The sequence below is a fragment of the Bradyrhizobium sp. URHA0013 genome (assembly GCF_000518345.1).
GTDB lineage: Bacteria > Pseudomonadota > Alphaproteobacteria > Rhizobiales > Xanthobacteraceae > Bradyrhizobium.
Genome location: NZ_KI912426.1, coordinates 1,676,261 through 1,700,046 on the forward strand (window position 1 = coordinate 1,676,261; position 23,786 = coordinate 1,700,046).

Here is a 23,786-nt window from a genome sequence, read left to right on the forward strand (position 1 = left end):
ATCAAAACCGCCCGGTTTGGCCGGGCGGTTTCAACAGTTTTGTTCGCTTTATTCGCCGCCGCCGAAGCGGCGCGACCACCAGCCGGCACGACGCGGTGCGGCCGACGTTTCGCTTGCCGCTGCGGGCGCGGGCTCCGGAGCCGGTGCGGGCGGGGCAACCGGCTCGGGCGCCTGAGCAACCGGCGCCGGTTCACTCTGGCTGCTCGACAGGAAGCTCACCTTTTCCCGAACCGTCGAACGGCGTCGTGAGGCCTTGTCGTCGGCGTTCTCTTCGTCCGCGGCAGCAGGAGCCGGCTCAGGCCGGGCCGTTGCCTCGATGCTTGCCTCGATCTTTGCCGCGGCGCGCGGCTCTGGCTGGGTGACCTGCGGCTGCGAGGTGTGCTCGGCCTGCGCGATCGAGGGCGCAGCCTCGCCGCTGAAACCGTCGAAATCGGCGACTGCGTCGGTCGCTTCCGACGGCGCATTGGCCGCGAGCTCGTCGCCGATGGAGCCGGCGAGACCTTCCTCGCCAGGACCACGCCGGCGGCGTCCGCCACGGCGACCACGCCGGCGGCGGCGGTCCGCGCTGCCCTGCTGCTCGCCACGGGCTGCCTGGTCCTCGCCGTCCTCGCCGTCCGGCTCGGCCTCGGCATCCTCTTCGCCTTCGCCGGCCGCCATGGCCGTCTCGGCAAGAGCGGGAGCGCCATCCTCGCGCGTCTCCTCGTCGCGCGGGCCACCGCGACCGCGGCGACGACGGCGACGCTTGCGGCGCTGGCTGTCCTGCTCGATAGCGTCGCCTGCGGTCTGCTCCTCGGCGAGACCTTCGGTCTCCTCGGTCTCGACCTCGGATTCGGTCTCGGGATCGAATTCCTCGTCGTCATAAGCCTCTTCGACCAGGGGCGGCGGGCTTGCGGCCGCCTGCGCCGCCAGCAGAGCCTTGGCGGCTTCCAGCGTATGCACCTGCTCGCCGCGGTCGATGACATAGGCCTGAGGTCCGTTGACGCTCGGGTCGGCGATGACCGCCAACGTGACCTTGAAGCCGTTCTCGAGGTCGCGCAGATGGCCGCGCTTGTGGTTCAGCACATAGAGCGCGACGTCAGTGCGGGTGCGGACCACCAGATTGTGGGTCGCGCCCTTCATCAGGATCTCTTCGAGGCCGCGCAGCAATTGAAGCGCAACCGAGGACACCGAGCGCACATGGCCGGTGCCGCCGCAATGCGTGCAGGGATCGGTCGAGGATTCCAGCACGCTGGCGCGGATGCGCTGGCGCGACATCTCGAGCAGGCCGAAATGCGAGATGCGGCCGACCTGGATGCGCGCGCGGTCCTGCCGGAGGCAATCCGACATCTTGCGTTCGACCGCGCGGTTGTTGCGCTTTTCGTCCATGTCGATGAAGTCGATGACGATCAGGCCGGCGAGGTCGCGCAGCCGAAGCTGACGGGCGACCTCCTCAGAAGCCTCGAGATTGGTCTTGAGCGCGGTGTCCTCGATATGATGCTCGCGCGTCGAGCGTCCGGAGTTGACGTCGATCGAAACCAGCGCTTCGGTCTGGTTGATCACGATGTAGCCGCCGGAGCGCAGCTGCACGGTCGGCGAGAACATCGCATCCAGCTGGCTTTCGACGCCCATGCGCGAGAACAGCGGCTGGCCGTCGCGATACTGCTTCACCGCGCTCACATTGGCGGGCATCAGCATCTTCATGAAGTCGCGCGCTTCGCGGTAACCGGATTCACCGGCAACTGAGATCTCGTCGATCTCCTTGTTGTAGAGGTCGCGCAGCGAGCGCTTGATCAGCGAGCCTTCCTCGTAGACGAGGGTCGGGGCCTGCGACTTCAGCGTCATGTCGCGCACCGTCTCCCACATCCGGATCAGGTACTCGAAATCGCGCTTGATCTCGGGCTTGGTGCGGGCGGCACCCGCGGTGCGCAGAATGATCCCCATGCCCTCGGGCACGTCGAGATCCTGCACCACTTCCTTCAGGCGCGAACGGTCCTGCGCGCTCGTGATCTTGCGGCTGATGCCGCCGCCGCGCGCGGTGTTCGGCATCAAGACGGCATAGCGGCCGGCGAGCGAGAGGTAGGTCGTCAGCGCTGCGCCCTTGTTGCCGCGCTCTTCCTTGACGACCTGCACCAGCATCACCTGGCGGCGCTTGATGACTTCCTGGATCTTGTACTGGCGGCGGGGACGGAAAGTGCGCTCCGGCACTTCCTCCAGCACATCGTCGCCGCCGACGGATTCAACGACGTCCTCTTCGGCTTCCTCGTCGTCCTCGTCTTCGTCGTCATCCTCAGCCGTGGCTTCGGATTCGTGATGCGGAGGCTCCGCACTCTCCCCTGCGGCGTACACGGCGTCGGCAGGCTCAGCAGCCGATGTCACGGCCTCGGCAAGGTCGTCGGCGTGTGCGTCGGAGGCAACCTCCTGCGGCTCGGCAACGGCCTCGGTGGCGACCGCGGGCTCGGCACCGATCGCTGCGACAGGCGCCGGTGTCTCGTCGGCATGATCATGGTCGTGATGACCATGGTCGCCATGATCGTGGTCGTGATGTTCGTGCGCGTGATGATCGTCACCATGGGCATGATGATGGTCGTCGTGGTCATGCCCTTCGTGGTCATGCCCTTCGTGGTCATGTGCTTCGTGGCCGTGATCATGATGATCGTGGCCTTCGTGCTCGCCGTGATGCTCTGCGCCGGCGTGCAGGTGCTCGCCCTCGTGCGACGCGCCCTCGGGCAGGGCCTCGCCCGGGACCTGCCGGGCCGCGGGATCGCTGCCTTCGACGACGTCGCTGCGGACGCGCTCGCCATGACTACGGCGGCGGGAATTGCGGTGGCGGGAGCGACGGCGACCCTGGGAGCGGTTCTCGCTCTCTTCCTCGGCCTCGCGATGGGCCTGCTCCTCGGCTTCGATCAGCGCCTGCCGGTCGGCAACCGGGATCTGGTAGTAGTCGGGATGGATTTCGCTGAAGGCGAGGAAGCCGTGGCGGTTGCCGCCATATTCGACGAAAGCGGCCTGGAGCGAGGGTTCGACCCTTGTGACCTTGGCGAGGTAGATATTCCCGCGCAGTTGCTTGCGTTGCGCGGTCTCGAAATCAAACTCTTCTACGCGATTGCCGCGGACCACGACGACCCGGGTCTCTTCCGGGTGGGTGGCATCGATCAACATCTTGTTGGGCATGTCTTAACTCTTGGCGGCGGCGGGCGCGATTCACCGTGGGCGCCATCAGCGCTGCCGGGTGACGCGACGGTCCACCTGATTCGGGGGTGAGGGGAAGGCCGAAACGCCGTCTCTCGCGCCTTGCCGAACCGGAAGCCGGAGGACCAAAGCGGCGCGCGGAATTTTCACTCCGCAGCGTCGCGAATGGTCCTTCGGAATTGGTCGGCACAGTCTGGCGCATCAAGCGTCGGCCCGTATGAAACATTGGGCGGCGGGGCCGCCCCTCAATCAGTTGCTGTTGGCCAGGCATGGCGCGAGCGCGCTCGCCTTGGGTATTACGAACCGTTCCCTTGGATTAAGGGACCGGGTAACGGGTCGCGCCACTGTCAGAACCGTCCCGGAAACATGGTGGTAACCGGGGACCGTCCGCCGCCGGGGCTTGCCCCGTCCACCTCGCTGCCGCGCACCGCGCTGGACTTAGAGGGGAACGGAAAAACGCTGGAATTCCCAAACCTTGAGAGTTCCGGCGCTGCACCGGGAGGCTGAATGCGACACAACCAGAAATATCGGCCGTCAGCATTCCGTACATACGTGGATTGGGCCATTCGTGCAAGGAGCGTCGCACGGCGGTCACAGTCAGCGAGTTTCGCGTGTCCGTCATTAAGGATCGTTTAACCCTGTGGTTCTATTGCGTTAAAGAGGCTGCTCGGAGGCACGGAATCGGTGGCGAGCCGCGCAAATCAAAGGATCCTGCTGGGATGCGTGCTGCTCTGCGCGGCGGCATTGCCGTGTGCTGATTCCTCGCGTCTGAAGGCTGCGGAAAGTCAGCCTCAACTCCCTGTTGCATCAGCGAATTTCCCGACGGCCTCGGCCGCCCGGCTGGCCGGCGACGGCCGGCAAACGCGCTTTGTCCTCGACATCGACCAGACCGTGACCTTCCGCGCCGTCACCCTGGCTGACCCGTACCGGGTGGTGGTCGACGTGCCCCAGCTTAATTTTCAACTTCCCGCCGGCACCGGTTCCGGCGGACGCGGACTGGTCAAGGCCTTCCGCTATGGGCTGGTGATGCCCGGCGGCTCCCGAATCGTGTTCGACCTGACCGGCCCGGCCAAGATCGCCAATTCCTACGTGGTGGAGGCTGCCAACGGTCAGCCGGCGCGGCTGGTGCTCGAATTGGAGGAGGTCGAGCGCACCGCCTTCGTGGCGTCGTTAGCTCCGGAAAACCGCCCTGAGCTGCGGCCGGCAATTGCCGATCCGCCGCCCGCGACGGTTCCGGCATCTGCGCACCCTGAAGCCGGGCAGAAGGCCGATGGCCGCGCGGTAGTCGTCATCGATCCCGGCCATGGCGGCATCGACAACGGCACGCAGTCGAGCGGCGAGAGCGAGAAGAATCTGGTGCTGGCCTTTGGCCTGGCACTGCGCGAACGGCTGGAAAAGACCGGCAAATATCGCGTGGTGATGACCCGAGACGACGACACCTTCATCCCGCTTAACGACCGGGTTAAAGTGGCTCGCAGCCTCAAGGCGGCGCTGTTCGTCTCGATCCATGCCGACGCGCTGCCGCGCGCCGAGGGCGATGCGCAGGGCGCGACCATCTACACCTTGTCCGACAAGGCCTCCGACGCCGAGGCGCAGCGGCTGGCGGATGCGGAAAACCGGGCCGACGCCATCGCCGGCTTCAACCTCGCGGAGGAGCCGACTGATGTCGCCGACATCCTGATCGATCTCACCCAGCGGGAAACCCGCACCTTTTCAAGTCGTTTTGCCCGCCTGTTGATGGGCGAAATGAAGTCGACGGTGCGCATGCACAAGCATCCCCTGAAGTCGGCCGGCTTCCGGGTGCTGAAGGCGCCCGACGTGCCGTCGGTCCTGGTCGAGATCGGCTACGTCTCCAACAAGGGCGACCTCGAGCATCTGGTCTCCGAGGGATGGCGTTCGCGTGCCGTGGGCTCGATGGCGCAGGCGATCGACGGGTTTTTGGCCAAGCGGATGGCCACGGCCGGATCGTCCAATTGACGACCGGGGGATCGTCGAACTGACGACCGGGGGTCGTCGAATTGAGAGTGATTTTCCGTCCCGCCGCAAAAGCCCTAGTTTGGCCACAGCGGGCGCTTTATAAAAACGCCGCAGGGGGTTCCGGAATCGGCGAGAATCCCGCTCGGCAAGCGTCTTGGGTCCGGCACTGATAGTATTGAGTAAGGCCGGGGAATTCGCGATGGTTTGGTGCCTGTTTTCGGTGCCAAGGGCTGATCTTAAGCTGGTCTTGGGCTGATCTTTGGGCTGATCAGAGTTTGAACGGATAAACAGATAATGCGCTTGCTGGTGCGGTTCATGGGCTTCCTGTTCGCCGCGGGAACGGTGTTGTTCCTTGTCGGGGTCGGTGCCATCGCAGGCCTGATCTGGCATTTCTCCAAGGACTTGCCGGACTACTCTCAGCTTCAGGATTACGAGCCGCCGGTGATGACCCGCGTGCACGCGACCGACGGCTCGCTGCTCGGCGAATACGCCAAGGAGCGGCGGCTTTACCTGCCGATCCAGGCGGTGCCGAAGCTCGTGATCAACGCTTTCCTCGCGGCCGAGGACAAGAATTTCTACGAGCATGGCGGCATCGACTACACCGGCATGGCGCGCGCCGGCGTGGTCTACATCCAGAACTACGGCTCCAATCGCCGCCCGCAGGGCGCTTCCACGATCACCCAGCAGGTCGCCAAGAACTTCCTTCTGACCAACGAAGTCTCCTTCGCCCGCAAGATCAAGGAAGCCTTGCTGGCGATGCGGATCGAGAAGACTTACTCGAAGGACAAGATCCTCGAGCTGTATCTGAATGAAATCTATCTGGGCTTAGGTGCCTACGGCATCGCGGCGGCGTCGCTGGTTTATTTCGACAAGTCGGTGAACGAGCTGACGGTGGCGGAGGCGTCCTATCTCGCGGCGCTGCCGAAGATGCCCGCGACCCTGCATCCCGTTCGCAACCGCGATCGCGCCATCGAGCGCCGCAACTACGTGATCGATCGTCTGGTTGAGAACGGCTGGGTCAAGCAGGCCGACGCCGACAAGGCGCGCAAGGAGCCGCTGGCCGTGACCAGCCGTTCCAACGGCGCCCACACCTTCGCCGGCGAGTATTTCGCCGAGGAAGTGCGCCGCGACATCTTCGAGCGTTATGGCGAGAAGAAGTTGTACGAGGGCGGTCTCTCGGTCCGCACCACGCTCGATCCGAAGATTCAGGTCATGGCGCGCAAGACCATGGTCGCCGGACTCGTGAACTATGACGAGCAGCAAGGCTATCGCGGTGCCATCAGCAAGCTCGACATTTCGGGCGACTGGGGCGTGAAGCTCGCCGAGATCAAGTCTCCGTCCGATATCTCGCCGTGGCGCATGGCGGTGGTGCTGGAGACCAGCGATCAGTCGGCGCGCATCGGCTTCCAGCCGAGTCGCGAACTCGGCGGCGCCATTAGCAAGCAGCGCGAGACCGGCCTCATCACGCTCGATGGCATCAAATGGGCAAGAGCGGCGTCCGGGGCTGCGAAGGGCAGGGCGGCGAGCGCGGTGTCGCAAGTGCTTCAGCCCGGCGACGTGATCTACGCCGATCCGCTGTACAAGGACGCCCAGCCTGTCGAGGGCCAGTACCGGCTGCGCCAGATTCCCGAAGTGTCCGGCGCGATGGTGGTGATGGACCCCTGGACCGGCCGCGTGCTGGCAATGGTCGGTGGCTTCTCGTTCGACCAGAGCCAGTTCAACCGCGCCACGCAGGCCTATCGGCAGCCCGGTTCGTCGTTCAAGCCGATCGTCTATTCGGCCGCGCTCGACAACGGCTATACGCCCTCGACTGTCGTGCTCGACGCTCCGATCGAAATCGACCAGGGCCAGGGCGCCGGCGTGTGGCGGCCTGAAAACTTCTCCTCGGGCAAATTCCAGGGGCCGGTGACGCTGCGCAATGCGCTGCGGCAGTCGCTCAACACGGTGACGGTGCGCCTCGCCCAGGACATCGGCATGCCCCTGATCGGCGAATATGCCCGCCGCTTCGGCGTTTATGACGAACTGCCGAACTATCTCTCCTACGCGCTCGGCGCCGGCGAGACCACGGCGATGCGCATGGTCACGGCCTATTCGATGCTCGCCAATGGCGGCCGCCGGGTGAAGCCGACTCTGATCGACCGGATCCAGGATCGCTACGGCCACACCATCTTCAAGCACGACCAGCGCGAATGCCGCGGCTGCGACGCGCCGGGTGGTTGGAAGAACCAGAACGAGCCGCAGCTGATCGACCGCCGCGAGCAGGTGCTGGATTCCATGACCGCCTATCAGATCACAGAGCTGATGGAAGGCGTGGTCCAGGCTGGTACCGCGACCGTGGTCAAGCAGGTCGGCAAGCCGATCGCCGGCAAGACCGGCACCACCAACGAGGCCAAGGACGCCTGGTTCGTCGGCTTCTCGCCCGACGTCGCCGTTGCCATCTATATGGGCTACGACAAGCCGCGTCCGCTCGGCAAGGGTAACGCCGCGACCGGCGGCCATCTGGCGGCTCCCATCGCACGCGACTTCCTCCAGCTCGCGCTCGCCGACAAGCCGGCGGTCCCGTTCAAGGTGCCGGCCGGCATCAAGCTGGTGCGGGTCGTCGCCAAGTCTGGCATGCGCGCCGGTCCAGGCGAGACCGGCGGAACAATCCTCGAAGCCTTCAAGCCGGGCACGGCGCCGCCGGATAATTATTCGGTCATCGGCGTTGCCGATGCCGACGGCCGCATGCCGGCGTCACAGCAGCAGCAGCCGGATTCCGGTTTCTTCATGCGGCCGGGCACCGGCGGGCTGTACTAGGGCTTAGGACAAAAAGGGCGTTCTTCGCCGCGGCGGTTGCGCTTTGCAGCCGCCGCCGCTACATCCCGTTGCAACGAGACGCGGAACAATTCCGCGAGACCCGAGAATCACATGCGCGCCGAAATCGAACGGTTGGTAGAAGAGATCAAGCAGTCTGTCGGGCTGCTGAGGAGGCATCTTTGACGTCGAGAAATCGACGGCGCGCCTCGCTGAGCTGAACAAGCTCGCAGAAGATCCCAACCTCTGGAACGATCCCCAGAAAGCCCAGAAATTGATGCAGGAGCGCACCTCGCTCGAGGATGCGCTCTCCGGCATCGGCAAGGTCGAGCAGGAGCTCGAAGACGACATCGGCATGATCGAGCTCGGCGAAGCCGAGGGCGATGAGGGCGTCGTCAAGGAAGCCGAAGCCGCGCTCAAGACCCTCAAGAAGGAAGTCGCCCGACGCGAACTCGAGGCGCTGCTGTCGGGCGAGGCCGATAGTTTCGATTCCTATCTCGAAGTGCATGCCGGCGCCGGTGGCACCGAGAGCCAGGACTGGGCGCAGATGCTGCTCCGCATGTACTCGCGCTGGGCCGAAACCCGCGGCTTCAAGGTCGAGATGCTGGAAGAGTCCGAGGGCGAAGAGGCCGGCATCAAGTCCGCGACCATCCAGGTCTCCGGTCACAATGCCTATGGCTGGCTCAAGACCGAGGCGGGCGTGCACCGCCTGGTGCGGATCTCTCCATTCGATTCAAACGCGCGGCGGCACACCTCGTTCTCATCCGTAGCCGTGTTTCCGGTGATCGACGACACCATCAAGATCGACATCAAGGAATCCGACGTTCGCGTCGACACCATGCGCTCTGGTGGTGCCGGCGGCCAGCACGTCAACAAGACCGAGTCCGCGGTACGACTGACGCATATCCCGACCGGCGTCGCCGTGGTCTGCCAGGCCGGCCGCTCGCAGCACAAGAACAAGGCGCAGGCCTGGGACATGCTGCGCGCCCGGCTTTACCAGATCGAGCTGAAGCGGCGCGAGGAGAAGGCCGCCGCCGACCAGGCCGCCAAGACCGACATCGGCTGGGGCCACCAGATCCGCTCCTACGTGCTGCAGCCCTACCAGATGGTGAAGGACCTGCGCACGGGTGTGCAGACCTCGGACACCTCAGGCGTGCTCGGGGGCGATCTCGACGAGTTCATGGCCGCAACCCTGGCGCAGCGCGCCTTCGGCACTCCCGGCGCCGACATCGAGGACGTCGACTGATGCTCCGCATCGCCTTCATCGGGCTTGGACGGATGGGCCATGGCATGGCCGGCCGCTATCTCGATGCCGGTTTTACGGTGACGCTGTGGAATCGCAGCAAAACAAAAGCGGAAGACCTGATCGCGCGCGGCGCGCTGTGGGCGACCTCGCCCGAGGACGCGGCGATCGACGCCGACGCGGTCGTGACCATGGTCGCCGATGACGAGGCCTCGCGCGCAGTCTGGCTCGGCCCCAAGGGCGCAGCCAAGACGGCGAAGGCCGGCACCATCGCGATCGAATGCTCCACCGTCTCCTATGACCATGCGCGCGAGATGGGCCGCGAAATGAATGCGCGCGGTCTGATCTATATCGATTGCCCCGTGACCGGATTGCCGGATGCGGCCGCGAGCGGAAAGCTGACGCTGCTCGTTGGCGCCGATGCGGCCGATCTCGAACGCGCGCGGCCCTATCTGACACCGATCAGTTCGACCATCCGCCATTTCGGCTCGGTCGGCACCGGCACCGTCTACAAGCTGATCAACAATCTGATGGGCGCGATCCAGATCGCCGGCCTCGCCGAGGGACTTGCCATTGCCGAACAGGCCGGGCTCGACATGAACCTGGTGCTGGACTCGATTCAGGCTGGCGTGGCCGCGAGCCCGCAGGTGCAGCGCCACTCCAGGCGCATGGTCGCCCGCGATTTTTCCGGCGCAACGTTCACGGCGGCACTGCGGCACAAGGATGCCGCCTACGCGGTGAAGCTCGCCGAGAGCCTGCTGGCCGACAAGCCGCTGGTCGCGCGCGCCGCGGTGGAGGCCTACGCGCAGGCAAAAGCTGCGATGCCGGATGACGATGAAGGCAAGATGATCGAGCTGGTGTCGCGGCCGAAGAAAACGTCCTAGGTGTGGACTCATAAACTTCAGCTTAGCAACGCAAAGCGGAAGTCTCCGACCTTGAAGGTGTTCGGCGGCTTGTGACCCGAACGAGACATTGGCGGGTGACCTTCACACCTATAGCATGATGCGATGCACATCCTTAATGAGATAGCTGATGCTTGGGGTTGGCGGGGGGTACGGCCACGTGCATTTGTCATGCAGAATGAATTTGGCAATGTGATCTTCACTGATGAAGACGGGCAATATTGGCGCATCTGCCCAGAGGAATTGACTTGCGAGGTTGTCGCGATCAACGGAGAGAACTTTGCAAGGCTGCAAGATACGGACGAATTCTTGAAAGATTGGACTATGCGCGAACTCGTTGAACAAGTTCGCACAACGTTGGGAATGCCAGATGCTCAGCGATGCTACTGCCTGAAAATCCCCGCCACCCTGGGCGGTGCTTACGCGCTCGCCAATATTGGAACTATCGATAGAGCAGAACTGATCTCATTCTCGGGCCACGTTGCGAAACAGATCAATGATCTTCCCGACGGTGCCCAGATCCGGCTAAAGATCACCGATTAAGCTTCAGAGTGTGGTACTCCCTTGTGCGCACTTCTACTGTTCTCCAAACGCCAGCCGTCGCTGAACGAGAAGCGAAAGCGCGTTTCCCATGGCTCCAATAAGTCTGCATTTGGCCCGTTCGAGACCTGCCGGCCCGATCTGACCACGTCCGCTTATCTGGATAGACCGGAAGTCACTGCCTCTCGGGCAAACCGGCGCGAATGACCCAACTCGGACATGATCTATCGCGTCAAAGGTAATTGACAGCGTTTTGCATCCGGATCATTCTACCTTGGAAGGTAGATACGACCTGCTGCTTGCGCCCCAACGGGGACGGTGAACGTATCACAGGTCTTTCATAGCCCTTTGCCCGAACGAACGGGTCAGCAACGCAAGCTCCTGGCACCTCTTTTTCGTTCAAGCAAAGGATGAAAGGTCATGCGCGATTTTCGCGATGCCAAGGCTATGGCACACACGGTTCGAAGCTTCTTGGCGCACCAAAACCTAAAGATCACAAACAGTCAAAGTCTTGAACTGGTTGCAAAGGCATTTGGAGTTTCCGACTGGAATACGCTTGCCGCTGCAATTCGCGGCGAAGTCACGGCGGGCCGCACCGAGGTTGCCACGCCACCGGGCGCAATCGACGCGGGGATCAGGCCTCGGGCACCTCGGTATTCTACCGAGCTTGAACTCACTCTGCAGCATGCGCTCAGCTACGGCGACGCACGCAGACACCAGTACACGACGCTAGAACATCTGCTGCTTGCGCTGACCGATGATGGGAATGCTTCGAAGGCATTGCGGGCGTGCGGTGTCGATCTTGCCGCGCTCCAGAAGAGCTTGACCGACTACATCGACAACGAACTGCGGGCCATCGTGGTCGAACCTGGTAGATCCCTCGGCGGATCGCGACCATCGGCGGCGTTTCAGCGCGTGATGCAGCGCGCGGAGGCACACGCCGAGCAGATGGGCCAGCAGGAAGTCACCGGCGCAAATGTGATGGTCGTTATCTTTGCCGAGCGGTTGAGCCCGGCAGTGCGGCGGCTCTACAATCAAAGCATGACCGCTGAGGATGCGGCGAACATCGTCGAACGCGGCATTGCCAAGCGAGATGGCACCGCTGCGCCCTGATCAGTTCGGGGCCGTGCCCAATTTCGGGACTTCTGTAACTGGCCCTTAGCCGACCAGTTGGGGCGACCTCGCTGTGTCCGCAATTGAAAACTGAACGGACAAGGCGCCGCCTCCGCGGGCTGATCGGGTTTATGAGTTACGCGTCCTGGCCGGTCAGCATCGCGTGGGAGAAATTCGATCGCCCCATTCATTGTCGGGATCGGTTTCATAAACCGGCATTCATCGGAAATCGGGTGGCAATGTCCGCCATGTCGTATAAGCGACCGCCTTGGTCACTGATACGAGACACCATGCCCCCGAACCACAAACGGATCGACGCGCGCGACTGGTCGCTGCTCGCTGTGCTCTCGGTCCTCTGGGGCGGCTCGTTCTTTTTCAACGGCGCTGCGCTGCGGGAATTGCCGCCGCTCACGCTGGTGCTTTTGCGAGTTGCACTCGGATCGGCCATTCTGCTGCCGCTGCTCCGCATGCAGGGCATCAGTTTCCCCCGGGGCATAGCCGGCTGGAAGCCGTTCATCGCGATAGGGCTCCTCAACAATGTCATCCCGTTCTCGCTGATCGTGATCGGCCAGACTTTCATTCCAAGCGGGCTGGCGTCGATCCTGAATGCCACCACGCCGCTGTTCACGGTGATCGTGATGGCCGCGGCAGGCGAAGAGGCCTTACGGCTGCGCCGCGTGGCCGGCGTTGCCCTCGGGCTTGCCGGCGTGATCATCCTGCGCGGATGGGGCGTTGAAACACGGGCAGGGCAGGGGCTCGGCATCCTGCTCTGCCTCGGCAGCGCCTTCAGCTATGGCTTTGCGGCGCTAGCGGCGCGGCGGTTGTTGAAGGACGCAGCCCCGCTGGGGACGGCAGCATTTCAACTGATGGCTTCCACGGTGATGATGGCGATCGTCGCCGGCGCGATGGAGCAGCCGTGGCGTCTCCCGATGCCGGGCGCGACAACGTGGCTCGCTGTGCTTGGCCTTGCCGGCTTGTCGACGGCCCTCGCCTACATCGTCTTCTTCCAGATCCTGCGGCGCTCAGGCGCGACCAATGTGATGCTGGTGACGCTGGTCATTCCCGTCACCGCCATTCTTCTGGGATGGCTGGTGCTGGGCGAGCCGATCTCGATGCGCGAGATCGCGGGCGCGATCGTGATCGGCAGCGCATTGCTGGTGATTGATGGGCGCGTTCTGAACCTGTTGCGGCGCGGCACATAGTTCCAGAGCCGCCGTTTCACCTCGCGGAAAATCGCGGCGCTTGCCAGCCGAGAGCCACCTTGCGACACTCCCAGCAAAACAAGACTACAAAACACAGGGGAGAGAACGATGCCGGGTCGTCGCAATAATTTTGCTGCCCTCGCCATTTTTGCTGCCGGCGTGCTCGTCACGACACCGGCCCTGGCGCAGAAGAAATACGATCCCGGCGCCACCGACACCGAAGTCAAGCTCGGCAATATCATGCCCTATAGCGGGCCGGCGTCGTCCTATGGCGTGATCGGCAAGACCGAGGCTGCGTTCTTCAAGATGATCAACGACCAGGGCGGCATCAACGGGCGCAAGATCAATTTCATCAGCTATGACGACGCCTATTCCCCGCCGAAGGCGATCGAGCAGGCGCGCAAGCTGGTGGAGAGCGACGAGGTGTTGCTGATCTTCCAGCCGCTCGGCACACCCTCGAACTCCGCGATCATGAAATACATGAACGCCAAGAAGGTACCGCAGCTCTTCGTTGCCTCCGGCGGCACCAAGTTCGGCGACCCCAAGAATTTCCCATGGACCATGGGATTTCAGCCGAACTACCAGAGCGAGGGGCGGATCTACGCGAAGTATATCCGTGACAAGTTTCCGAACAGCAAGATCGCGGTGCTCTGGCAGAACGACGACGCCGGCAAGGACCAGTTCAAGGGCCTGAAGGATGGGCTCGGCGACAAAGCCAATATGATCATCGCCGACAAATCCTATGAGGTCAGCGATCCTTCGATCGACTCGCAGATCGTTGCGCTTCACGATTCCGGCGCCGACATCTTCTTCTCATGGGCCGCGCCGAAAGGCTCGGCGCAGGCGATCCGGAAGGTCGGCGAGCTCGGCTGGAAGCCGAAATTCTTCCTCGCCAATACGGCCACGTCGATCGCCTCGGTGCTCAAGCCCGCCGGGCTCGACTATTCCAAGGACATCATCTCGACCGCATATCTGAAGGATCCGACCGACCCGACCTGGGACAAGGATCCGGCGGTCATCGCGTGGCGCACCTTCATGGACAAGTACTATCCCGAAGGGGACAAGACCAACGCCAACAACCTTTACGGCTACGTCCAGGCGGAGGCGATGGCGCAGGTGCTGAAGCAGTGCGGCAACAACCTCACACGTGACAACGTCATGAAGCAGGCCACGAACCTGAAGGATTTTCACACCGACCTGATGCTGCCCGGCATCATGGTCAACACCTCCGCCGACGATTATTTTCCGATCGAGCAGATGCAGCTGATGCGCTTCAACGGACAGGCCTGGGAGCTGTTCGGCGACGTCATCACGGGCGAGGTCGGCCACGAGCGCGGACAGTAGTCAGCCCCATTTTCGGCGTCCCCCCGCTTATTCGGTGACGAGATCGGCGGCGCGTTTCGCCTTCTTGCCGGTATTCTTGACCGTCTCTTCTCCGGCCTTTTCGGCGTTGGCGCGAAGCTCACATTTGGTGCGGATCTCGTCGAGCTCGTCATCGGTCAAATGCTCAATTCCGACGAAGGAATTCTGCGCCGCGCTCACCCGGATCAGTTCGTCAAGCTTCACCTGGATCGCCGCGCTATCGCGATTCTGAGAATTCTGAATCAGGAAGACCATCAGGAACGTCACGATGGTGGTGCCGGTGTTGATCACCAACTGCCATGTGTCGGAGTACTGGAAGATGGGACCGGTGACCGCCCAAACCAGGATGATGCCGGCTGCAATCATGAATGTTAGCGCGCGCCCGGCCGCTTGAGATGTTCGGTTAGCAATATCGCTGAAGAGTTGAGCCGCGCTGTTACGTGGCTGGTTCGCTTTGCCCTTGGCCGGACGAGCTTTGGTATCGGTCTGTTGCATCGGAAGATCGCGCTGATAAGGGAGCTGCGATCTAACGTCGAGGGAACTCCGAAGTTCCGCGATGTAAACAGGAACTAGGCGAGCGGACTCTCAACGAGCCTAGCCCGCGCTCAGGCGCACGCCGGCGCGCAGGAATTTCTGCGGATCGACCGCTTCGCCGTCGATGCGGGTTTCATAGTGCAAATGCGGACCGGTGGAACGGCCGGTCGACCCGACGAGCCCGACGACCTGGCCGATCTTCACGATCTCGCCGACCCGGACATTGATCTCGGAGAGATGGCCGTAGCGGGTCGCAAGACCATTGCCGTGATCGACCTCGATCATGCGGCCGTAGCCGCCCGACCAGCCGGCCGAGATGACTTTGCCGTTGGCGGTGACGCGAACGGGATCGCCGCTCGCGGCGCGGAAGTCGAGCCCGGTGTGCATCGCGGGCCGGCCGAGGAACGGATCGCTGCGCACGCCGAAGCCGGAGGTGAACTCGACCTCGCCGATGACGGGCTTGCGGTAGGGCACGAGCGCGAGCGTGCGATTGAGTCGGTCCATCTCGGTGCGGGTATTGTTGATGCGATAGAGCTGCTTCTCGAACGGCCCCGAACTGGCGGTGATCTTAACGGGCACGAAGGGGCCCCCCATCGCGGTGCGCGGCACGGCGGCTTCGAGATTTGCGAGGTTCAGGCCGAGATCGCTGACGACGCCGCGCATCCGGCGCATGCGGGAATCCATGGTTTCCTCGAGGGCGCTGAGCGCCGCGATCTGGCGACGCTCGACCTGGTCAAGCGAGGTCGTGAGCCGAACGACGACGTTGTCGAAGCCCTGGTTCTTGGCGAACTGATTGACGGGCGGAGCCGCGAGGGTCGGCGCGCGCGACTCGAGCCGCGCCTCGCGATCCGGCGGCGCCACGAAGATCACGGTGTCGCTGATCGGCGAGGGCTTTGGCGTGCCCTGCGTCGTCTGGCTGGCATCGCCACGCTGCGGGCTGGAGCGGGGAATCGATCCGGTCACGTCCGGCATGGACCCGAGCGCCGTGGCACGGGACTCCAGCGCCGTCTGGCGCTTCATGATCTGGTCGAGCTTCTGGTCGAACTGCTCCTGGTCGAGTAGCTGCCGGCTGGTGGTGCGGTCGACCTTGGCGCGCAGCTCGGCGATGCGGTCTTCATAGGCGTATTGCATCTCGGCCTGCCGGGCGATCAGCCGGGTGAGGACGTCGTCGCGGAAGGCGAAATAGGTCGCGGTTGCAGCCGACCAGAGCCCGAGCAACACGATCGTGCCGACCACGATCCAGAACACCACAGGCCCCAGGCGAACCTGCTTGCCGTGATGCACGATGGTGTAGGCGTCGTCGATGTCCGGAAGGGGAAGCGCGGTTGCCACCGCGGCGGCACGGCGATGAAAGGCTCGGCCGTGGTCGTGGGGGTGATGTTGGGGGTACTGCGAGAGCTGGGCAGAACTTTTCGACATCGGCACTCCCGCGCCGATCGGATGAGTCCGTGCGGCCTAATTGCCGCGGCAATCTGGGCCGGTCATGGTTAATTTTCCGGAAACGGAACCGCTTGAATTTAAATGATTGGTTAAAGGCTCCTTGCGGCTTCCAGCACCTCGTCGGCGTGGCCGTCGACCCGAACATTGCGCCAGATCCGGGCGATCTTGCCGTCGGCGCCAAGCAGCATCGTGGTGCGAAGAACTCCCAGGAAGCTCTTGCCATACATGGATTTTTCGCCCCAGGCGCCGTAGGCCTCCAGCATCGCGTGCGTCTCGTCCGAGATGAGGGGCACGCCGAGACCGTGCTTGTCGCGGAACTTGTCCTGAGCCTTTACCGGATCGGCGGAGATACCAAGCACGGCGGTGCTGGCCTTGGCGAAGGCGCCGGTCAGCCGGGTGAAGTCGATGGCTTCCCTGGTGCAGCCCGGCGTGTCGGCGCGGGGGTAGAAGAACAGGACCAGCTTCTGGCCGGCATAATCCGACAGCGCAACGACACCGCCACCGTCGCGGGGCAGGCGGAAGGCGGGGGCCTTCTGACCCTCGGCTAAGCCGGCCTTCGCCGCCGTTTTGGGCGCGGATGCCGATTTGGAAGAATTTAACCGTTTCGGTGCGGCCTTATGCGATGCTGTCTTTGCTATGATCCCAGTTGATTTGCTCGCTGGTGTCCGCTGTGTTTTCGCGGACTTAGTTTGAGTCGCAGCCCGCGCTTTCACGGGCGTCTTTTTAGCCGTCGGACTGACGGAGGGCGTTTTGGACGATTTCTTTCGGGATTTCTTGGACATACGCCTTCCTTTCGTCGCTTTCGGCGGGTCAACCAAAGCGGTATTGCAGCCTTTTTCCGGTATGCCGGAATCGTGCCCTCGGCTGGATGAGTCTGACGACGGCGAAGTCTGGTTACAAGGAATTACACGGACCACCCCACTGCTCGTTGAACGCGCTCCCGGGGCGACATGACGAACAGAAGGAATATTCGAGGTATGGCGGCAATGCCGGCGCGGGAAGCTTCGCTTCCTGACGACGGCTGCGGCCCCGGCGGCGCTCAATCCCACGACGGGCGCCTGTATCGAGAGGCAATGGCAAGGAATACGTCGCCCCAGGATTACAATCGGGATTCGGATCGGCGCGGCAGCCAACCAGAGCAGCAGCAATGGGACGACGCCGATTGGGATCCGGATCAGGAAGCGGCGGCGGGCTATCGGGCGCGCCGGCTGTTGTCGCGTTCCAATTCGGGCTTCCATCGCTTCGCTGACGGGTTTGGTCCCTTGCGCCGCTGGCTGGGCGGCGGTCGCTGGGTGAAGCGCGTGGCCGTGGTCGTCGGTGCCCTGGTCGTCATCTTCGTCGGCTGTTTCGGCGCGCTGTGGTGGCGGCTCGGCGCCGGTCCCATCAATCTCGACATTGCGACGCCGTGGCTCGCGGCCGCGATCGAGGACAATATCGGTCACGGCAACACCGTGGAGGTCGGCGGCACGCAGATCGAACGGGCCGGGCGGATCCGAATCGCCGTGCGCATCCGTGATATCGTCGTGCGCGACCACGATCACGTCATTGTCGCCACCGCACCGAAGGCCGAGGTGAAGCTGTCGGGTGCAGGCCTGCTGATGGGGCATCTGCGCGCCGAAAGCCTCAACCTCGTCGATGCCGAGCTCGCGATCCGGATCGCGCCTGACGGCACCGTCACGGTGTCGGCTGGCGACACCGCAAAGCCGCTTGCAACTGGCGTCGCCTCCAAGAAGGACGCGGGGCTGCCGCCGACTTTCCCGCGCAATGGTGTCCCACCGCCGCCATTCGCCACCGGGCCTGCGACCCCCGACGCATCGCAAGCCGCGACCCAGGCCACGGCCCCGACCGGCATTCTTCAGGGCCTCGACTGGCTCGACAGTCTGAGCATGACCGGCCTCGACGGCCAGAATCTCAACGAGATCGGCCTGAAGAACGGCAATCTGATCGTCGACGACCAGCAGCGCGGCAGCAAATGGACGTTTGAGAACATCACGCTCAGCCTGCGCCGACCCAGCCGTGGCGGCGTCGCGCTCAGCCTCGGCGAGGAGGGCGCGCGTCCGTGGTCGTTGCGGGCCACGATCGGCCCCACCGAGAACGGTGTGCGTTCGGTCGATATCCGCGCCGACAAGGTTTCGACCGCCAACATCCTGCTGGCGCTGCGGGTGAAGGATCTCACCTACACCGCCGACCTGCCGCTGACCGGCGAGCTCAAGGGCGAGCTCGGCCGCGACGGCGTGCCGACCTTCTTTCGCGGCAAGATCGCAGTCGGTGCGGGCAACATCATCGACACCGATACGCCGGATTATCCGATGGCGATCGACTCGGCCGAGATCAATGTCGAGTGGGACGCCAATCGGCGGGTGCTGGTCGCTCCGTTCAAGGTCCTCTCGGGCGCGAACCGCCTGACGCTTCTGGCTCATGTCGAGCCGCCCAACGGCACCGTCAATGACTGGCAGCTCGGTTTCAGCGGCGGTTCGATCCTGCTCGGCGGCATCGACAACGAGCCGCCGCTGGTCTTCAACCGTATTGCGATCGGCTTCCGCTTCGACACCGACCACAAGAGGCTGCTGTTGACCCAGGCCGACATCTCCAACGGAGAGATCGGCGTCGCCGGCACCGGTGCCATCGACTATTCGGGCGAGCCGCGGCTGACATTGGGTTTTGCGGGGACGCCGATGTCGGCCTCGGCGCTCAAGCGGATGTGGCCAACGCTTGTCGTTCCCGAGTTGCGCGAATGGGTGATCGAGCGGATCGAGCGTGGAACGCTCCAGCGCATCGAGATCGGCGTTAACTCGCCGACGAAGAATCTTCCGCGCAAGGGCCCACCCATTCCCGACGACGGCCTGTCCGTCAATATCGTGGCGAGCGGTGTCACGGTTCGCCCTGTCGATGGCCTGCCGGTGGTGCACGATGCCGATTTGAAGGCGCGCGTGACCGGGCGCACCGCGACGGTGAACATCGGGCAGGGCATTGCTGATACGCCGGCGGGCCGCAAGGTCACGATTTCCGACTTCGTCTTCGAGGTGCCCGATATGGCGCCCAAGCCGTCGCCGTCGCGAACCAGGTTCCGCGTCGAGGGTCCGGTGCCCGCAGCCGCCGAAATGCTTTCCAACGATCGCCTGAGCGATCTGTCGTCGACCGTCATCGATCCCAACACCAGCAAGGGGACGTTCTCGGCGAACGTCCAGCTTGGGCTGCCGGTCAAGGGCGAGCTGACCAAAGCCGACACCACCTACAGCGTGACCGCCGATCTCAACGGTTTTGGTGCCGACAAGCTGGTGATGAACCAGAAGCTGGAGGCCAACAACCTCAAGATCGTCGCGAGCAACCAGGGCTATCAGGTCAAGGGCGACGTCAAGATCAACGGGCAGGCGGCCTCGCTCGACTACCGCAAGCCCGCCGAGGGCGATGCGGACGTCAAATTGCAGACCACGCTGGACGATGCGAGCCGCGCGCGCCTCGGGTTCGATCTGGGCCCCGCCGTCAGCGGATCGGTGCCGATCAAACTGTCGGGCAAGATCGCCGGGGGGCCCGACCAGACGACGAGGCTCGGCATCGAGGCCGACCTGACCTCGGTCAAGCTCGACAACATCCTGCCCGGCTGGGTCAAGTTGCCGGGCAGAGCGGGCAAGGCCAGCTTCAAGGTGGTGCCGACGGCGCAATCGACGCGCCTGGAGGAGATCGTCATCGAAGGCGGCGGCGCCTCGATCAAGGGGTCGATCGAGGTCGATGCCAACGGCGATCTCATGAACGCGAACTTCCCGACCTACGCGCCGTCCGACGGCGACAAGGCGTCGCTGAAGGTGGAGCGCAGCCAGGACGGCGTGGTCAAGGGCACCATGCGCGGCGACGTATTCGACGGCCGCGGCTTCCTGAAATCGGCGATCTCAGGCAATTCCAAGGACGATGCCAAGAGCAAGACGAAGAACGTCGATTTCGACATGGACGTGAAGCTCGGCGCCGTCATGGGTTTCAACGGCGAGGCGATGCGCAGCGTCGAGGCCAAGATGTCGCGGCGCAATGGTGCGGTCAAAGCCTTCACGTTGAGCGGCAGGATCGGAAAAGACACGCCTGTGGCCGCCGATTTGCGCGGCGGCCGCGCCCAGGGCAACCGCGAGGTGATCTATCTCCAGACCAGCGATGCCGGCAACTTCCTGCGCTTCACAGACACCACCAACAAGGTCTTCGGCGGCCAGATGGTGGTGGCCATGGAGCCGCCGACGTCGGAGCCCACGACCCGGGAAGGCCTGATCAATGTGCGCGACTTCTCGGTCAAGGGAATGGATCAACTCGATCGCGTCGCGGCGGGCGCTCCCAACGGGGCGCAGAGCGGCGTGGCCTTTACGGCGATGCGTGCGGAGTTCACGCGGCAGAACGGCGCGCTCACGATCCGCGACGGCGTGGTCAAGGGGCCGATGATCGGCGCTACCATCGAGGGCTCAATCGACTTTCCCGGCAATCAGGTCTGCATGAGCGGCACATTCGTGCCGATGTATGGCGTCAACAACATCTTCGGCCAGATCCCGTTGTTCGGCATCTTCCTCGGCGGCGGCAACAATGAAGGATTGATCGGCGTGACCTACGAGGTCGTCGGCACCCCGGCCGCGCCCGTGATGCGCGTCAATCCGATTTCGGCGATGGCACCCGGTCTGTTCCGCAAGATCTTCGAATTCAACACCGGCAAACAGAACTCGCCGTTCGAGGAATTCCCGTCGCAGTCGAACGATGGTTCGACCGGAACGACGCGCCAGCTCTCGAGCGGCTGCACCCTCGCGCGGCGATAGCGGCGAGGCTGCCGAGCTCCTTCCAATAAGCGCGCAGAACGTGGATGGCCGGGACAAGCCCGGCCATGACGACGTGCTGGGTTTGATGCCGGCCGCTTACGCCGCGCGCACGCCGGCCAGGAAGGTTCCGACTTCGCCGGAGAGCTGCTCGGCCTGCTTGGAGAGGTTTGACGCAGCTGCGAGCACCATGCCTGCCGCATTGCCGGTCTCGTTCGCTGCCGTGCTGACGCCGCCGATATTGGTGGTGACCTCCTGGGTCGCCTCCGCCGTCTGCGAGACGCTGCGGGCGATCTCGGCGGTGGCGGCGCCTTGCTCCTCGATCGCAGCGCCGATCGAGGTGGCGATCCGGCTGACCTCCTCGATGGTGGCGGTGATGCCGCCGATGGCGTCTACCGCTTCCTTGGTCGCGCCCTGGATCTGGGCGATCTTGTCGCCGATCTCGCGGGTGGCTTCCGCAGTCTGGCTCGCCAGCGACTTCACCTCCGAAGCGACGACCGCAAAGCCGCGGCCGGCTTCACCGGCGCGTGCGGCCTCGATGGTGGCGTTGAGCGCGAGCAGATTGGTCTGCGCCGCGATGCTGGAAATCAGCTCGGCGACATGCTCGATCTGCTGGGCGCCGTCCGAGAGGGCGCGCACGATGGTGTCGGTGCGGCGTGCGCTGTCCACGGCACGGCCGGTGACCACGGCGGACTGCGCGACCTGACGGCTGATCTCGGTGATGGAGGAGGAGAGCTCCTCGGCGGCGGCCGCAACCGTCTGGACGCGCTGGCTGGCTTCGGTGGCGGCCGAGCCCACGACGGCGGCGCGGCGGTTGGTGCCTTCCGCGGTCGACGACATCGACTTGGCAGTGACCTCCAGTTCGCCGGAGCCCGAGGCCATGAGGCCGACTAGCTGGCCGACGGAGGCGTCAAACCGGTCGGCAAGCGAGATCAGCGCGTCACGCTTCTCCTGTTCGCTGCGGGTCTTGGTGGCGACCTGCTCGGCCTCCAGCTTGCGCGCTGTCAGCGCGGTCTGCCTGAGCACTTCGAGGGTCTCGGCCATGCGGCCGATCTCGTCGCCGCGACCGGTCTCCTCGACCGCCGCATCGATGGCGCCTTCGGAGATGGCCTGCATGCGGTTCTTCTGGCGGTCGAGCGCGCCGAGCACATCGCGCGCAATCAGCCAGGACAGCGTCGCCATCAGCAGCATCAGGCCGATGCCGATCGCCCCCAGCTCCAGCGTCAAGGCTCGCACGTCGGCGTCAATGTCGTCGACATAGAGGCCGTAGCTGATCGTCGCGTTCCAGGGCGCGAATTTGCGCGCGAACACGGTCTTGCGGACGGGCTCCGTCTGGCCGGGGCGGGGATAGAGATAGGAGGTCACGCCGCCCTGTGCGGTCTCAGCGCCAGCCTTGATAATGGCGTCGGCGATCAGGACGCCATTGGAGTCCTTCGCACCGGTGATCTTGCCCTCGAGCTGCTGGTTGGCGCCGTTGACGATGAGGGACGTATCGGCGTTATAGACCACCGGATAGCCTTGGCCGCCATTGAAGCTCATGCGGCGGCCGCGCTGGTGGAACTGGACCTTCGCTTCGGCCTGCGTCAGCTTGCCGGCGCCGACTTCTTCTTCAAGTGATTGGGCGAGGTTATGGAGCATATCGACCGCGGTCCGCATCTGCTGGACGCGGTCCTCAAGCATGCGGCTCTTGCTGAGCACGGACGACACCCCGATGATGGCCGTGACCGTGAGTGCCGAAAGAAAGACCATGCTGGCGAGCTTGGTGCGGATCTTGAGGTGGCTCAGCAGCTTCATCACGGCCTCGACGGAATGGTTATTGTTGCTCGCGTCGGTAGCATGAAATTCTTACCAATCATGAATGGACGCGTGCGACGGCTGCCGCGCAAGCGGCGTCCGCGAGCCGCATGCGCAAACATCCATGCGGAAAAGCGCCGTGTCGGCGCATGGCAAGTCAACTGGGAGAAAGATTGTGTGGGTCTTTAGTCCCGACCGAATCCGGTGGGAGCGGACATGAACCGATTCGTTCATCGCCTCATCATGTCGATGCTGCTGGTCGCGGTCCTCGTCCTCGTCTGGAACGTGCTGGGCTCGCGCTGAGATGGCACCCGTAAATGTTCGGGTGCCATCCCTTTATCCGCGAATCAATTGCTGATGCCTCAGCGCCGCGGGAACGCGCCGCCGGTTGTGCCGCTAGTCCTTGCCCATCGCCGCATCGGCGCTGACCGAGCCGCCGCCGGCTGCCGAGAGATAGAGGCAGGCGAAGCAGAACAGGATCGCCGCGGTGCCACCATTGAGCAGCGGCAGGAACACCGGCGTCTCGCCCTTGAACATGTGGCCCATGAAGTAGGCGAAGGCCATCTCACCCGACAGGATGAACGCCGCGAGGCGGGTGAACAGGCCGATCATCAGCAGCGCGCCAAGCACGAGCTCAAGCGTACCGGCTGCGTAGATGAGCGGCGGGATGTTTGCGAAGTAGGGAAGCACCGGAAACTTGAACAGCTTGGCGATGCCGTACTGGAGCAACAGGAGTCCAGTGATGAAGCGAAACAGGCTCAAGAGAACCGGTTGAAAGCGAACGAGATAGGGAAAGTTCATTGGTTTGTGCCCTCCATCCAATGCTTGCGACTAGGACCGCATTCAGTTCTGCCCTGCAAGCCGCCCAAGGGCAATTTGCGCTGACATTTTTGTCATGTCGGACAAAACACCGCAGGAGGGACTTTCACCCGCGCGC

At 63.8% G+C, this 23,786-nt stretch carries 15 protein-coding genes; 9 read left to right on the plus strand and 6 right to left on the minus strand.

Features of this window, described 5'->3' with window-relative positions:
* Positions 1-48: 48 nt before the first annotated feature.
* Entirely contained in the window at positions 49-3,150 is a 3,102-nt protein-coding gene (locus tag N551_RS0128580) for a ribonuclease E/G (protein ID WP_027569836.1), read from the minus strand.
* A gap of 702 nt (positions 3,151-3,852) precedes the next feature.
* Here N551_RS0128580 and N551_RS0128585 point away from each other — a divergent pair.
* From N551_RS0128585 to N551_RS0128620, 8 genes are all read left to right on the plus strand, one after another.
* The gene (locus N551_RS0128585; RefSeq protein WP_027569837.1) at positions 3,853-5,145 is read left to right on the plus strand and encodes an N-acetylmuramoyl-L-alanine amidase; all 1,293 of its coding nucleotides are present in this window, start codon (positions 3,853-3,855) and stop codon (positions 5,143-5,145) included.
* A gap of 294 nt (positions 5,146-5,439) precedes the next feature.
* Positions 5,440-7,941: a penicillin-binding protein 1A gene (locus N551_RS0128590; RefSeq protein WP_027569838.1), complete on the plus strand. Its 2,502-nt coding sequence runs from the start codon at positions 5,440-5,442 to the stop codon at positions 7,939-7,941.
* A 111-nt stretch (positions 7,942-8,052) separates the two neighbouring features.
* Positions 8,053-9,184, plus strand: a protein-coding gene (gene prfB, locus N551_RS0128595; RefSeq protein ID WP_155809971.1) for a peptide chain release factor 2 whose coding sequence is annotated in 2 segments (ribosomal slippage) — positions 8,053-8,121 and positions 8,123-9,184 — 1,131 coding nt in all. Because the reading frame shifts where the segments join, the coding sequence is not laid out codon by codon here.
* Positions 9,184-10,065 carry an NAD(P)-dependent oxidoreductase gene (locus N551_RS0128600; protein ID WP_027569840.1) on the plus strand — a complete coding sequence of 294 codons (882 nt, stop codon included), beginning with the start codon at positions 9,184-9,186 and terminating at the stop codon, positions 10,063-10,065. The genes prfB and N551_RS0128600 overlap by 1 nt, the downstream gene beginning before the upstream one ends.
* Before the next feature lie 189 nt (positions 10,066-10,254).
* The gene (locus N551_RS0128605; RefSeq protein ID WP_197031197.1) at positions 10,255-10,626 is read left to right on the plus strand and encodes a T6SS immunity protein Tdi1 domain-containing protein; all 372 of its coding nucleotides are present in this window, start codon (positions 10,255-10,257) and stop codon (positions 10,624-10,626) included.
* 417 nt (positions 10,627-11,043) lie between these two features.
* The gene (locus N551_RS0128610) at positions 11,044-11,736 is read left to right on the plus strand and encodes a Clp protease N-terminal domain-containing protein (protein WP_027569842.1); all 693 of its coding nucleotides are present in this window, start codon (positions 11,044-11,046) and stop codon (positions 11,734-11,736) included.
* A 290-nt stretch (positions 11,737-12,026) separates the two neighbouring features.
* The gene (locus N551_RS0128615; RefSeq protein ID WP_027569843.1) at positions 12,027-12,938 is read left to right on the plus strand and encodes a DMT family transporter; all 912 of its coding nucleotides are present in this window, start codon (positions 12,027-12,029) and stop codon (positions 12,936-12,938) included.
* A 108-nt stretch (positions 12,939-13,046) separates the two neighbouring features.
* Positions 13,047-14,282: an ABC transporter substrate-binding protein gene (locus N551_RS0128620; protein ID WP_027569844.1), complete on the plus strand. Its 1,236-nt coding sequence runs from the start codon at positions 13,047-13,049 to the stop codon at positions 14,280-14,282.
* A 27-nt stretch (positions 14,283-14,309) separates the two neighbouring features.
* Here N551_RS0128620 and N551_RS0128625 read toward each other — a convergent pair whose 3' ends face one another.
* The 3 genes from N551_RS0128625 to N551_RS37495 all read right to left on the minus strand — a co-directional run bounded on the left by N551_RS0128625 (position 14,310) and on the right by N551_RS37495 (position 17,056).
* Positions 14,310-14,795 (minus strand): low affinity iron permease family protein, encoded by a 486-nt coding sequence (locus N551_RS0128625; protein WP_027569845.1) that lies wholly within the window; start codon positions 14,793-14,795, stop codon positions 14,310-14,312.
* A gap of 99 nt (positions 14,796-14,894) precedes the next feature.
* Positions 14,895-16,253 carry a M23 family metallopeptidase gene (locus N551_RS0128630; protein ID WP_027569846.1) on the minus strand — a complete coding sequence of 453 codons (1,359 nt, stop codon included), beginning with the start codon at positions 16,251-16,253 and terminating at the stop codon, positions 14,895-14,897.
* 110 nt (positions 16,254-16,363) lie between these two features.
* Positions 16,364-17,056: a peroxiredoxin gene (locus tag N551_RS37495; protein ID WP_081747957.1), complete on the minus strand. Its 693-nt coding sequence runs from the start codon at positions 17,054-17,056 to the stop codon at positions 16,364-16,366.
* 204 nt (positions 17,057-17,260) lie between these two features.
* On the opposite strand from N551_RS37495, the gene N551_RS0128640 reads away from it, so the two are divergent.
* Positions 17,261-21,058: a DUF3971 domain-containing protein gene (locus tag N551_RS0128640; protein ID WP_051462967.1), complete on the plus strand. Its 3,798-nt coding sequence runs from the start codon at positions 17,261-17,263 to the stop codon at positions 21,056-21,058.
* Between the two features lie 96 nt (positions 21,059-21,154).
* On the opposite strand, the gene N551_RS0128645 is transcribed toward N551_RS0128640, so the two are convergent.
* Together N551_RS0128645 and N551_RS0128655 are read right to left on the minus strand one after the other, a co-directional pair.
* A complete protein-coding gene (locus N551_RS0128645) occupies positions 21,155-22,849 on the minus strand; it encodes a methyl-accepting chemotaxis protein (RefSeq protein WP_027569849.1) in 1,695 nt (564 codons plus the stop codon).
* Between the two features lie 396 nt (positions 22,850-23,245).
* Positions 23,246-23,650 carry a DoxX family protein gene (locus N551_RS0128655; protein ID WP_027569850.1) on the minus strand — a complete coding sequence of 135 codons (405 nt, stop codon included), beginning with the start codon at positions 23,648-23,650 and terminating at the stop codon, positions 23,246-23,248.
* Positions 23,651-23,786: the final 136 nt, after the last annotated feature.

Coding starts and splice junctions, on each gene's coding strand:
- N551_RS0128580 (WP_027569836.1), bottom strand. CDS start 3,150: ATGCCCAACAAGATGTTGATCGATGCCACCCACCCGGAAGAGACCCGG.
- N551_RS0128590 (WP_027569838.1), top strand. CDS start 5,440: ATGCGCTTGCTGGTGCGGTTCATGGGCTTCCTGTTCGCCGCGGGAACG.
- N551_RS0128600 (WP_027569840.1), top strand. CDS start 9,184: ATGCTCCGCATCGCCTTCATCGGGCTTGGACGGATGGGCCATGGCATG.
- N551_RS0128605 (WP_197031197.1), top strand. CDS start 10,255: ATGCAGAATGAATTTGGCAATGTGATCTTCACTGATGAAGACGGGCAA.
- N551_RS0128610 (WP_027569842.1), top strand. CDS start 11,044: ATGCGCGATTTTCGCGATGCCAAGGCTATGGCACACACGGTTCGAAGC.
- N551_RS0128615 (WP_027569843.1), top strand. CDS start 12,027: ATGCCCCCGAACCACAAACGGATCGACGCGCGCGACTGGTCGCTGCTC.
- N551_RS0128620 (WP_027569844.1), top strand. CDS start 13,047: ATGCCGGGTCGTCGCAATAATTTTGCTGCCCTCGCCATTTTTGCTGCC.
- N551_RS0128625 (WP_027569845.1), bottom strand. CDS start 14,795: ATGCAACAGACCGATACCAAAGCTCGTCCGGCCAAGGGCAAAGCGAAC.
- N551_RS0128630 (WP_027569846.1), bottom strand. CDS start 16,253: ATGTCGAAAAGTTCTGCCCAGCTCTCGCAGTACCCCCAACATCACCCC.
- N551_RS37495 (WP_081747957.1), bottom strand. CDS start 17,056: ATGTCCAAGAAATCCCGAAAGAAATCGTCCAAAACGCCCTCCGTCAGT.
- N551_RS0128640 (WP_051462967.1), top strand. CDS start 17,261: ATGCCGGCGCGGGAAGCTTCGCTTCCTGACGACGGCTGCGGCCCCGGC.
- N551_RS0128645 (WP_027569849.1), bottom strand. CDS start 22,849: ATGAAGCTGCTGAGCCACCTCAAGATCCGCACCAAGCTCGCCAGCATG.
- N551_RS0128655 (WP_027569850.1), bottom strand. CDS start 23,650: ATGAACTTTCCCTATCTCGTTCGCTTTCAACCGGTTCTCTTGAGCCTG.